Source organism: Paenibacillus sp. GbtcB18, assembly GCF_019091125.1.
GTDB classification, from domain to species: Bacteria; Bacillota; Bacilli; order Paenibacillales; family NBRC-103111; genus Paenibacillus_F; species Paenibacillus_F chitinolyticus.
Genome location: NZ_JAGXJX010000008.1, coordinates 122111 through 133894, shown reverse-complemented (window position 1 = coordinate 133894; position 11784 = coordinate 122111). Strand labels below are relative to the sequence as shown.

The window sequence follows — 11784 nt, the reverse complement described above, 5'->3', positions numbered from 1 at the left end:
AGGATACCGCACGAACTCAGACGCAAAGATTGGACGAAACGCAGGAAGCGCGCACAATAATTACAGGAGGTTCTTCCATCCCATGAAATCTTCCCGTGTTCCCGTCCGGAGCTATTACGCTCTGCTGGGCAGCCTGGCGGCCGTCTTCATCTGGTCCGGCATACGGCCTCACGATTATTTCACCTGGCTGCTGGAAGTGACGCCGGGTCTGATTCTGATAGCCGTATTAATCGGCATTTACCGGCGGACTCCGCTTACCCTTCTCACGTATACGCTGGTGTGGGCTCACGTCATCCTTTTGTTTGTAGGCGGGCACTACACGTATGCGGAGGTTCCCCTCTTCAACTGGCTTCGGGATACCTTCGATCTGGAGCGGAATTATTACGACCGGCTCGGTCATTTTATGCAGGGCTTTGTACCCGCCATTCTCACACGCGAAATTTTAATCCGCAAAGTTCCCTTACAGCCCGGAGGCTGGCTTGTTTTTCTGACACTCAGCGTTTGCCTGGGATTCAGCGCCTTCTATGAACTCCTGGAGTTCGCTGTAGCCAAGCTGACCGGAACGGCGGCGGAATCTTTCCTCGGCACTCAAGGCGATGTGTGGGACACCCAATGGGACATGATGTGCGCTCTGATCGGCGCCGTCCTTTCTCTGCTTCTTCTCGGCAAATCGCATAACCGGGCGATGAGACTCCCCGGCAGCTTTTAAACTTCAAGTACTTTAATTCAGACGATCGAAGGGAGCAGGCATTACGTTATGAACAGGAATCAGCAGGAAATGGAACAACGCATCATCGAGAACTATCAGCGCGACGAAAAAATGATGATTCTGATTTTTGCCCAGTGGTGCATCAATCACGGACTCGACCCGGCCGTTCTGTATGCGCAGGCCTATCCCCAGCAGGGGAACAACACGGAGCTTCAACAGGCGCTGGAGCTTACGGTTTCCAAGGATGAAGCCGGAGAAATTCCCGACGACACTCTTCTCGGCGTGCTCTCCATGTTCGGCAATGAAGAGCTTGCCTTTGTGGTGACGGAGGAAATCGCCAAACGGCCTCCACGCAAGTAAACATTCCTACTTTCCCGGCCCCCTTCGCAGAAGCGGGGTTCTTTTTTTGCTGCGCGGGACCGGCTGCTCGTTCCGGAATTTTCCGCCAAACATTTTTCCGAATAATTCCATAAAATCAGGTTACATTACTAAGGAACGGAAAGGAGGATTTTCCATGCAACCGATAACCAGTAAAGAATTGGACTACCTGGCCGATTCCCTGACCAATGAGGATCTGCTGGTCAAACAGGCGGCGAACGCCATCACCCATGCTCAAAACCCGGCTATCCGGCAGATCGCGGAGCATCTGATCCAGAGTCATCAGCAGCAGTACGCACAAATTTTGTCCGCTCTTCAGCAGCACGCTCAGGTTGCCCCGAACCAACCGCAGCAGCAATAACTTGATTTAAACCCGACAAAAGGAGGGATTCCTGTGAACCAGCAACCGAACAACCAAAACCGGCAGCTGTCCTACCAACAGCAGCAGCAACATAACCAGCGCCAGCAGCAGCTGGAGCAGCTTTTCCAGCAGCAGTCCGCATATCCGTACTCCCAAGGTTTCCAGCAAAATCAACATCAGAACCAGCAGCACAACCTCCAAAGCGGCTCCATCTTAAGCGACAAGGATCTCCTCAACACAATTCTTGCCGATCATAAGCGCGTGGTCAGAGAATATGCAACGGCTGCGACGGAATCCAACTGCCCGGCGATCCGCCAGTTGTTTAACCAGCTCACGCTGGATACCCTGCACCTGCAAGGGGAACTGTACACGTTTATGAAACAACACAACATGTACTCCGCTCCCTCTCCCGCTCTGCGTCAGGACATCGACAAACAAATTCAGCATTCCCAGCAATCGGGACAACAAACCCAGCAGCTCGTTGCTCCCTACCTGTCTTTCGGAGGCCGGCACCAAGGCTACTCTTACATACAGCCTTCTTATACTCAGGCGGGACAAGCACAGCAGCACTATACGATGTAGGATTTCGGAATCTCGCAACACACGAACTAAGAAAAACGGAAAAAGCCTCTTCCCCGGGCGGAGGAGGCTTCTTCCGTTTTTCGGGGAGACCGCAGAGAGCTTTGCAGGGAAGCTGGCCGCCGTCATTCGGTCCTCAGCTTTTTTTCGATATAAAAACTTTAAATAATTTTCATTCTTTTTTCCCTCACACAAATATGCTCTAAAAAAACATTATATTTCCTGGTTATAAGCAGAAACTTCTACGGATCTCACGCGTACATATGGTAGGAAGGCTCTTTTCTTCCGCAGTCGATTCGTACGTTCAAGGAGGCAGCTCAAATGACAGCCTTATGGGGAACATTAACATTGCTCATTTTCGGCTTTTTAGTTGTAACCGTTTTCATAAAAAGTATCCAAGGCGCCCGGGACCAATACGGCGTGTCATCCTTTGATTACGAAGAGGAAGAGCACACGTCCGCAGCCCATCATGAGTGGATGGCGGAACCGGGGCCGGACAGCGCCTCCGTCAAGGAATGGGCGACTGCAGAAGTAGGTAGCGCCCGAACGGATGGAATACACAGCCGGCAGCCTGTTCAATTGCGTGCCGGTTCGGAAGCCGCTTCGGAGCAGAAGCAGCCAAACGGCTAGCGCTCGCTTTAGTTCGTTTCAGCCCGCTTCGGACGGGTTGCCGGGCTTCCCGCAGCATGATCATTCTCTCGAAATTTCGCTCATAAGAAAAACCGTATTCCTCCAATAAAAAGGAGGAATACGGTTTTTGTTTTTACGGCCGCACATTGCACTGCAAGCTTTGCGGACAAACGGACAGGCTGTCATGCACTGTCATTCGCTTTCACGCACTCTCATGCACTTCCATGCACTGCCATGCACCGTCACTCGCTGTTATGCGCGCAGGCCTACTTATAAATCACGCTGCCTTCACGCCGGAATTCGGCGGCTTTATCGGCCATGCCCGCTTCCGCCGCTTCCTGTTCGCCGAGTCCGTTCTCGCGGGCATATTCGCGGATGTCCTGCGTAATCCTCATGGAGCAGAACTTCGGACCGCACATGGAGCAGAAATGGGCGGTTTTGGCCCCTTCCGCAGGGAGCGTTTCGTCGTGGTACTCCATCGCCCGTTCCGGATCAAGCGAAAGGTTGAACTGATCGCGCCAGCGGAACTCGAACCGCGCTTTGGAAAGGGCGTTATCCCGGTCCTGCGCTCCCGGATGGCCTTTGGCCAGGTCTGCCGCATGCGCAGCGATTTTATAGGCGATTACGCCTTCGCGCACGTCGTTTTTATTCGGCAGACCCAAATGTTCCTTCGGCGTTACATAGCAGAGCATCGCCGTGCCGAACGAGCCGATCATCGCCGCACCGATTGCGGACGTGATATGATCGTAACCCGGCGCGATGTCCGTTGTCAGCGGACCGAGAGTGTAGAACGGCGCCTCCTGGCAAACTTCCATTTGCCGGTCGACGTTCTCCTTGATGAGATGCATCGGAACGTGTCCGGGGCCTTCGATGATGACCTGGACGTCATGCTTCCAGGCAATCCGGGTCAGCTCTCCGAGCGTATCCAGTTCGGCGAACTGCGCTTCGTCGTTCGCATCCGCAATCGAACCGGGACGCAGGCCGTCTCCGAGCGAGAACGAAATATCGTAAGCTTTCATAATTTCGCAGATATCTTCGAAATGGGTGTAGAGGAAGTTTTCCTTATGATGCGCCAGGCACCAGGCGGCCATAATCGAGCCTCCGCGGGAAACGATTCCCGTCGTTCTTTTGGCCGTCAAAGGAATATAGCGGAGGAGCACGCCCGCGTGAATCGTGAAGTAATCGACCCCTTGCTCGGCCTGTTCAATAAGCGTATCGCGGTAGATCTCCCACGTGAGTTCCTCGGCCTTGCCTCCCACTTTTTCCAACGCTTGATAAATCGGCACCGTTCCGATCGGCACCGGTGAATTCCGCACGATCCATTCGCGCGTCGTGTGGATGTTTTTGCCCGTGGACAGATCCATGACCGTATCGGCTCCCCAGCGGGTCGCCCAAGTCATTTTCTCCACCTCTTCCTCAATCGAAGAAGCTACGGCCGAGTTGCCGATGTTCGCATTCACCTTTACCAGGAAATTGCGCCCGATAATCATCGGCTCGCTTTCGGGGTGATTGATGTTCGAAGGGATAACGGCACGGCCCCGGGCCACTTCATCGCGGACAAATTCGGGCGCCACATTTTCGCGGATGGCGATGTACTCCATCTCCGGCGTCACGATCCCTTTGCGCGCATAGTGCATCTGGGTCACATTGCCGCCCGGCTTGGCACGAAGCGGTTTCCGGTCAAGGCCGGGAAACACTTCCGTATTCGCCAGCGCTTCCTCGCTGCGGAGCCCGTTGTCCTCCGGCTTCACCGTGCGGCCTTCGTAAGCCTCCACGTCGCCCCGCTCCGTAATCCAGCCGTACCGGTTCGCAGGCAGACCCCGGCGGATATCGGTTGCTTCTTCGGTATCGGTATACAAACCGCTCGTGTCGTAGACACGGACCGGGGCATTCTCTTCTTCGCCAAAACGCCCGGAAGACGGGCTCAATTGAATTTCCCTCATCGCTACGCGCACGTCCGGACGGGAGCCCTCCACATAAACTTTGCGGCTTCCCGGAAAAGCGGATACGTTAGGCTCTTGGATTTCTGTACTCTTGGTCATTTTAAAAATCCCTCCCGAACTTTATTGGCTCGTTTTGAAAGCTGAATTAATGGACGTTTGTGGCTTAAACGGCGGTTTGACGCACCGTTTCGAACGCGTATATGAACTAGCGGATAGACTGCTTACAGCCGACCGGTAAAATAACTGCCGGCAGCCGGCTTATCCCCGAAACGGGCGGGAGAACCGCCGAGCCGCTTCGCGGGGGTCGTCGGCACCGCTGATGGCCGAGATGACCGCCACGCCGTCGGCTCCGGCCGCCAATACGGCGGCCGCGCCCTCCGGCGTGATGCCGCCTATGCCCACCAGCGGCAGCGAAATGCCGCCCGCCCGCATGGCGGCAATCACGCCCGGGCCCTGTACGGCCCGGGCATCCGGCTTCGTCGCCGTGGCGTACATCGGGCCCGCGCCGAGGTAATCGGCGCCGCAGCGGACCGCCTCCCGCGCCTCGGCGGGGTCATGGGCGGATATACCGAGTATCCGCCCTTTAAATCTTTGGCGCAGTCCCTCCCGGTCCCACTGCGCCAGATCTTCCTGGCCGACGTGAATTCCGTCGGCCTCCAGCTCTTCCGCCAGGCGGAGATCGTCGTTCACGATGAACGGGATTCCCGCCTGACGGCAGACGCCGAGGAGCCGATGCCCCAGCTCCGTCCGTTCCTGGCCCTGCAGGGCGCCTGAGCCTTTCTCTCTGAACTGGAACAGCGTAATGCCGCCTTCTATGGCCGCCTGCAATACGGCAGCGGGGTCTCTGCCCCCGCAGTTGGGGCTTCCCATCACGAGATAAACCTTTAACATTTCCATGAGATTGCCGGCATCCGTTTTGGTCATCGCAGCCATCCCTCGCCTTCTCCGGCCGCGGCAGGCGCCGTTTGGAAGACAGCGCCTGCCGTCTCCGGTCTGTTGTACCCCCAATGATTGGTCGGACCGTGCCCCGCTCCCAGGTTCAGAGGGTTCGCAAGAGCCGCCTGGATAAAGCGTTTGGCAAGCAGCACCGCTTCGTCCATAGGAAATCCGGAGGCAAGCCCCGCCGTCAAAGCGGCGGCGAAGGTGCAGCCGGTGCCGTGAGTATGCCGCGTCTCTACCCAGGGAGCCGCAAATTCCGTAAACACGCGGCCGTCGTACAGCAGGTCCAGCGATTGGGCGCGGTTCCCTCCGTGACCGCCTTTCAGCACCACGTATTTCACTCCCCACGCATGAATCCGGCGGGCGGCTTCTTTGCGGTCTGCCATAGCTTCGATCCGCATTCCCGTCAGCGCTTCCGCCTCCGGGATATTCGGCGTCACGACTTGCGCCAGCGGAAGCAGCAGGCTCCTAAGCGCCTGCACGGCATCCTCCTGCAGCAGGCTTGCTCCGCCTTTGGCGATCATAACGGGGTCCACGACCAGACGGGACCATTTGTAGAAAGACGCGCGGTCTGCTACGGCTTCAATGATCTCCGCGCTGAAAAGCATGCCCGTCTTCCAGGCGGCTGGCCCGATATCTCCGGCAATCGCGTCGATCTGAGCCGTCACCATAGAAGGAGGGATCGGATGCACTCCGTGAACGCCAAGCGTGTTCTGTGCCGTTACGGCCGTCAAAGCGCTTGCTCCGAATACGCCGAGCTCCTGGAACGTTTTGAGATCGGCCTGGATGCCCGCCCCACCTCCGCTGTCGGAACCGGCAATCGTGGCCGCCGCAGGAACGAGCGGGGCTTGGCGGGAAGACTCCGGCGGATGCTGCTGTTTGTTTAAGGACATGTTCATCAGGTTGCACCTCCATTAACTTGCAGTGGCCGACATAATTCCTCTTTTTCGCATAGGTCTACACGACTATACAGATATAAGTAGTCACACAGTCAGCAGCAGGTTCTTAAAATTCTTGAAGCAGACTGTTACGTTTGATCACGGGCTTTCGATGGGGTTGCGTGATTCTCGCCTGTTCAGCTCATTCTTACTCGTTGCCTTTAAGGCTAGTTCCCGCCGCCCCCACACCATACCTGTCAACCTACGCTGACTCCTTCCAAAGGACTGCTCGCGGTCGCATAACGCTTGCGCGGGATTCGTCCGGCTTCATACCCGGCCCTTCCGGCCTCCAAGGCCAGCTTCATGGCATACGCCATCCGCACAGGATCGGCTGCGCCGGAAACCGCCGTGTTCAGCAGCACTCCGTCCGCTCCCATTTCCATGGCCAGCGCGGCGTCCGAAGGAGCCCCGATGCCTGCATCCACGATGACGGGTACGCGCGCTTCTTCAATAATGAAGCTGAGATTCAGCGGATTGATAATACCCTGACCGGTACCGATCGGCGATGCTCCCGGCATGATCGCATGAACGCCCATTTCCTGCAAACGGCGCGCAAGCACCACATCATCCGACGTATACGGCAGGACAAGAAATCCTTCGGCCAACAGCATTTCGGTGGCCTTCAGCGTTTCTACCGGATCGGGCAGCAAAGTCTTGTCACAGCCGATCACTTCCACCTTGATCATGTCGCAGAGTCCGGATGCTTTCGCCAGCTTGGCGATGCGCACCGCTTCTTCTGCCGTCTTGGCTCCCGCCGTATTCGGCAGCAGCTTGAACTTGCTTACATCGAGCATGGACAAAAAGTTCGGCTGTTCCGGGTCGTAAATATTCATCCTCCGCACGGCAAAAGTTAAAATCTGCGCCTCGGAAACCTCGACCGCCTTTTTCTGAATCGTAAAATCCGGGAATTTCCCCGTTCCCAGCAGCAGCCGGGAGTTGAATTCGTAAGGTCCGATTTTCAGCATATCGTCAGCCTCCTCCTACAAAATGAACGATTTCGATCCGGTCGCCTTCCGCCACCGGGGCATCCGCATGCTCTTCCGCCTGCAAAATATGCCCGTTGGTCTCCACGATAAGCAGATTGCGTTTTAATCCAAGGTGCCGGATCAGCCCTTCTACGGTATGTACCGTCTCCGGCACCGTAATGTCGTCTCCGTTTACATGCAGCTTCATTTTCGTCAAATGCCTCCTTCACTTGCAAAATGCAGCCTCGGCTGCTGCACAGAGCGATGCTCCCCAGCCGGCGGAGCCTACTGCCTTACAGCCGCGGCTGCCGCCTTTCTGTCCGGCCGGAACGCTTCGAGCAGCTCGCCCGCCCCCGGCAGAGCCGCTTCGGCAGCGGCAGCCCCGCCCGTGAGCACCGCAGCGGCAAGCACACCGGTCGCCTGCGACAGCAAGATGCCGTTGCGGTAATGCCCGAGCGCCGCGAAAAGTCCTTTGCAGGCGGTTATCTCGCCGATGTAAGGCATCCCGTCGGGCGTCTGAGGCCGCAGCCCCGCCCAGGCGCGCTCCCACTCGGCATCCGCAAGCGCCGGGACAAGACGCTGCGCCTGCGCGGCCAGCGAAAGCAGGCTGCCAAGACGCGGACTGCGGTCGAAGGAGCCGGGCTGGGCCGTGGCTCCCACGATGATCCGCCCGCCCGGCTTGGGCACGATGTAGCAGCCGCCCGAAGCGATCGTCTTCGCGAGAAGAGGCTGCCGTACGGTGACGGAGAAGCATTCTCCCTTCACCGGATACAGGGGCAGCTCCACGCCCAGAGGCGCCAGAATCTGGGCGCTCCAAAGCGAGGACGCCAGCACCGTACCGGCGCAGCGGATCTTCCCTTCGCGGGTCTGCACGCCGATCACCCGGCCCGCCTCCGTCAGGAGTCCGGTCACGTCGGCGTGCTCCATGATCCGCGCGCCAAGCCGCGCGGCGCCGGCGGCCAGAGCGGCCGACAGCTCCGGCGCCAGCACGTGCCCCTCGTCAGGCAGGTGAAGCGCCCCGCGGAGCTCCTTGCTCAGCCCGGGCTCCAGCCAGCCTGTCTCGCACGGACTGAGCCATTCGGCCCGGCCTCCGGCCTCCTGATGGAAACGGCCGTCCGCTCTGAGCGCCGCCGCTTCGGCATCGGTCCAAGCGGCTTTAAGCATCCCCCTGCGGGTCAGGCCGATGTCCAGGCCCGTCAGCTCCTTGAGCTCTTCCGCCAGATCCGGGAACAGATCCCGGCTCCTGCGGGCAAAATCAAACATCGGCCCCGCCTCGTGCATTTCGGACTGGGCCCCGAGCATCCCGGCTGCCGCTCCGGACGCCTGCCCGGCAATACGGTCTTTTTCCAGCAGAGTCACTCGGACTCCCCGCTTCGCCAGTTGATAGGCGATCGAGCAGCCGATAACGCCTCCTCCGATCACGACAATATCCGTATCCCGATTCATCTCAGCTCTCCTCCTGTTTTCTCCGGCTGCAGGGCAATTTCCAATTCGAGCCGGTAATGCTCCGCAGCCTCCGCGGGATTCTCCGCTTCCCATATGCCGCTCATTACGGCCACGCCCGCCGCTCCCGCGCGGATTACCTTGGCGCAGTTCTCCGGGAGAATCCCTCCGATCGCGATCACCGGGAGGCCTCCGCAAGCCAGCACTGTCTCCCGCAGCGCTTCCGTGCCACGCGGGGCCGCTCCGGGTTTGGAGCCTGTGGCGAATACATGGCCGAATATCACATAATCGGCCCCCTCCTTCGCGGCACGGCCACCTTCCTCCGGCTCGTGAACGGATACGCCCACGCGCAGGCCGGGAAACCCCTTTTTCACGGCGGAGGCAGGCAGACCGCTTCCCGGAAGCTGCACTCCAGCCGCTCCGGATAGCCGGGCCGCATCGGCGCGATCGTTGACGACAAGCTTGCCCGGCGGGACCCCGCAGGCGGCAAGCTCCGAGAGCAGCGCCCACAGCTCCCGCGGAGACTGCTTTTTTTCACGCACATGAATGGCCGTTACGTAAGGATGGATGGCGGAGGCAATCCGTATAAGCTCCTCGGGTTTCTGCCTTCCGGTTGAGATGGCGTGAAGTTCCGGTCCGGCGGGATAAGGGGTCATCTCGTTCTTCTCCTCTCGGTATGTATAGAGCGGCTTACCATCTATCCTCGGGCAGAGCCCGCTTTCTGACGGACTAGACGGCAATAAACGCAAAAAAACCACTTCCCGCAGAAAGTGGTTTTCCCGTACACCGTTGCACGCGAGCCTGGACGCCGCTCCGCCGAATGGCGGAAACGGCCGGTCTTACCGGCATCTCTCCAATTCCGGTCTTCTCGCACCTACGGCCGCCGGGCGGTTCGTAAGCGGACAAGATTTTCCGGAACAACCGGCAGGAGCCTCAGGCTTGCAATGAACTAAAAAAGACCGAACGGAATATACCGTGCGGCCTTGGTCGGCAGGGTTATTCTCTCTACGCTGGCATTACCCAGATCAGATACGGTTAGTGACATTCGCGGTCACACTCTCAGCCGGACTTCATCCAGCTCCCGAAACATATAAGGTTATCTTAACTTAACCTTACCTTATCCTTTTTCCAATTACAAGCTAAATTTTCCCGTAAAATGCGCCCGAAACCGAATTCGTCTACTTCCGTCAAGCCCTAACCACCCGCTTCCGCATGTTTCCACTCTTCGCTTTTGCGTCAAAGAAAGGGATCTTCGGGTAATAAAAAAATACGAATCGGGCGGTGCTCCTCTCTTCAGGAGAAACCGTCCCAACCACGTATCCGAAGGGGAGGAATGTCCGATGACAGCGCTGACCGAAGAAGAAAGAAACAAGCTGGAGCGGCGGCTTTACAAGGAAAAAGACGAGCTGGAGCACGTGCTTGAGTCCGATCGGGAAGAAGATTCCCTAAGAGACTCTACCGGAGAACTATCCTCATACGACAATCACCCTGCCGACATCGCAACCGAAGCGTTCGAACGAGGCCGGGATCAGGCGGTGGATGAAAATATGGAACAGCAGCTTACAGACGTTAAACATGCGATCGGACGGCTTGAATCCGGTTCTTACGGCGTATGCGAAGTATGCAAGGAGCCGATTCCGTTCGAGCGCCTCGAAGCGATTCCGTGGGCTTCTACCTGTGTTGAACATTCGCAGACACGTACCGAGGGCGATCCCGTAGACCGGCCGGTAGAAGAAGAAATTCTCGAACCTATTCTTGAGTCTCCGAACGATGACGATAGGGGCCGCACCGAAATCGATGATACGGACGCCTGGAAGACGGTAGAAGAATACGGCAACAGTTCGGATACCCGTAGGACGGGAAACGCTCAGCCGAAGGAACCCGCTGACGATTGCGAAGACGAGAAGTAGTCGGGCACAAAAAAAGGATGGGGCATTCGCGAAGAATCCCTTCATCCTTTTTGGCATGTCGCCCGTATAATCGTCTTTATCCTATGGCATGTATAACGCCTTCCGCAGGTTGGCCGCAGTCTAGCTTTCTTCTTCCGTCAGCCGGTATCCGCAGGTCGTGCAGAACTGCATACCGGGTTCTATGTCTTCTTTGCACTGGGGGCAGAAAGGCTTCAATTCCATGATGGCCGTAAAATCCGCCTGCTCTTGAATCGGTTCGAATTTCCGCCCGCAGTTCGGACAAAACCGGGTATCCACCGCGACCACGTGACCGCATTCGCACGATTTCTCGTCGTACAGGCTGTAGATCCGGTTCTGCATCGCCTTGATTTCATCTTCGATGGCTTGAAGCTCAGCCGTTACGGCCGCGACCTGCGTCTCCGGGTAAGGCTGCTTCTGCTTGCCCGCTTCGTAGACGAATTCGCCGATCTGCGTGTACAGTTTCTGCATATCTCTCTGCTTCGCCGCAATTTGCAGTTTCAGCCGGTTAACTTCGATCGTCTGCTGCGCTTTTTTCCCCGCTTCGGCTGCGCCCTGTTTAATCTTCCCGATAAATCCGGACATAGGGTACCTCCTTGATGTTAAGATTGCATGGGCACAATCTGACTTTTATAATACCCCCATTATACCCGTTTCCCGCTGGATGCGCTAATGTAGCCTCCGTTATAGTGTATGGGACCTTTCCGGAAAAAAGGACACCCAATTCCGGCTTACCCTGAACTTGCCCCGGAAATGAACGAAATCCGCCAAATTTCCCAGTCCAATTGGGAAGCGATTTGCAGGGGGGAGCGCTGCCGCCGGTGGGTCAGGCCGTCAACCGGACGGCGGAAAATCCGCATAGGCAGATGAACCGCATTCTCTCGAGAATAAGGCCCCCGGACGGCTATTCTTTTGCAAAGCTTATCGCGCCCCCTCCTCGCTTTCCCTTGTACAAAAAAGCGCCCCGGCCC

Annotated in this window: 14 protein-coding genes; 6 read left to right on the top strand and 8 right to left on the bottom strand. The window is 57.4% G+C overall.

Features of this window, described 5'->3' with window-relative positions; all coding sequences use genetic code 11:
• Nucleotides 1-82: 82 nt before the first annotated feature.
• The 5 genes from KVT34_RS21955 to KVT34_RS21935 all read left to right on the top strand — a co-directional run bounded on the left by KVT34_RS21955 (nucleotide 83) and on the right by KVT34_RS21935 (nucleotide 2657).
• Nucleotides 83-709, top strand: coding sequence for a DUF2238 domain-containing protein (locus KVT34_RS21955; RefSeq protein WP_217561093.1), 627 nt, complete (start codon nucleotides 83-85; stop codon nucleotides 707-709).
• A gap of 48 nt (nucleotides 710-757) precedes the next feature.
• On the top strand, nucleotides 758-1069 hold the full coding sequence (locus KVT34_RS21950) for a hypothetical protein (protein ID WP_217561091.1): 312 nt from the start codon (nucleotides 758-760) through the stop codon (nucleotides 1067-1069).
• A 154-nt stretch (nucleotides 1070-1223) separates the two neighbouring features.
• Nucleotides 1224-1448 (top strand): spore coat protein, encoded by a 225-nt coding sequence (locus tag KVT34_RS21945; protein WP_217561089.1) that lies wholly within the window; start codon nucleotides 1224-1226, stop codon nucleotides 1446-1448.
• A 33-nt stretch (nucleotides 1449-1481) separates the two neighbouring features.
• On the top strand, nucleotides 1482-2030 hold the full coding sequence (locus tag KVT34_RS21940; protein WP_217561087.1) for a spore coat protein: 549 nt from the start codon (nucleotides 1482-1484) through the stop codon (nucleotides 2028-2030).
• Between the two features lie 318 nt (nucleotides 2031-2348).
• The gene (locus KVT34_RS21935) at nucleotides 2349-2657 is read left to right on the top strand and encodes a hypothetical protein (protein WP_217561085.1); all 309 of its coding nucleotides are present in this window, start codon (nucleotides 2349-2351) and stop codon (nucleotides 2655-2657) included.
• Nucleotides 2658-2923: 266 nt separating this feature from the next.
• Here the strand turns inward: KVT34_RS21935 and thiC are convergent, their stop codons facing one another.
• The 7 genes from thiC to KVT34_RS21900 all read right to left on the bottom strand — a co-directional run bounded on the left by thiC (nucleotide 2924) and on the right by KVT34_RS21900 (nucleotide 9541).
• On the bottom strand, nucleotides 2924-4699 hold the full coding sequence (gene thiC, locus KVT34_RS21930; protein WP_217561083.1) for a phosphomethylpyrimidine synthase ThiC: 1776 nt from the start codon (nucleotides 4697-4699) through the stop codon (nucleotides 2924-2926).
• Between the two features lie 159 nt (nucleotides 4700-4858).
• Complete coding sequence (thiE, locus tag KVT34_RS21925; protein WP_217561455.1) at nucleotides 4859-5524, bottom strand: thiamine phosphate synthase; 666 nt, start codon at nucleotides 5522-5524, stop codon at nucleotides 4859-4861.
• A complete protein-coding gene (thiD, locus tag KVT34_RS21920; RefSeq protein WP_217561081.1) occupies nucleotides 5521-6438 on the bottom strand; it encodes a bifunctional hydroxymethylpyrimidine kinase/phosphomethylpyrimidine kinase in 918 nt (305 codons plus the stop codon). The genes thiE and thiD overlap by 4 nt, the downstream gene beginning before the upstream one ends.
• Nucleotides 6439-6674: 236 nt before the next feature.
• Complete coding sequence (locus tag KVT34_RS21915; RefSeq protein ID WP_009672289.1) at nucleotides 6675-7442, bottom strand: thiazole synthase; 768 nt, start codon at nucleotides 7440-7442, stop codon at nucleotides 6675-6677.
• A gap of 4 nt (nucleotides 7443-7446) precedes the next feature.
• Nucleotides 7447-7650, bottom strand: coding sequence for a sulfur carrier protein ThiS (thiS, locus tag KVT34_RS21910; RefSeq protein WP_217561079.1), 204 nt, complete (start codon nucleotides 7648-7650; stop codon nucleotides 7447-7449).
• A 77-nt stretch (nucleotides 7651-7727) separates the two neighbouring features.
• Nucleotides 7728-8888, bottom strand: coding sequence for a glycine oxidase ThiO (gene thiO, locus KVT34_RS21905; protein WP_217561077.1), 1161 nt, complete (start codon nucleotides 8886-8888; stop codon nucleotides 7728-7730).
• The gene (locus tag KVT34_RS21900; protein WP_217561075.1) at nucleotides 8885-9541 is read right to left on the bottom strand and encodes a thiamine phosphate synthase; all 657 of its coding nucleotides are present in this window, start codon (nucleotides 9539-9541) and stop codon (nucleotides 8885-8887) included. The genes thiO and KVT34_RS21900 overlap by 4 nt, the downstream gene beginning before the upstream one ends.
• A gap of 684 nt (nucleotides 9542-10225) precedes the next feature.
• Here KVT34_RS21900 and KVT34_RS21895 point away from each other — a divergent pair.
• Nucleotides 10226-10795, top strand: coding sequence for a TraR/DksA C4-type zinc finger protein (locus KVT34_RS21895; protein WP_217561073.1), 570 nt, complete (start codon nucleotides 10226-10228; stop codon nucleotides 10793-10795).
• A 120-nt stretch (nucleotides 10796-10915) separates the two neighbouring features.
• Here the strand turns inward: KVT34_RS21895 and KVT34_RS21890 are convergent, their stop codons facing one another.
• Entirely contained in the window at nucleotides 10916-11398 is a 483-nt protein-coding gene (locus KVT34_RS21890; protein ID WP_042234277.1) for a zinc ribbon domain-containing protein, read from the bottom strand.
• Nucleotides 11399-11784 lie beyond the last annotated feature (386 nt).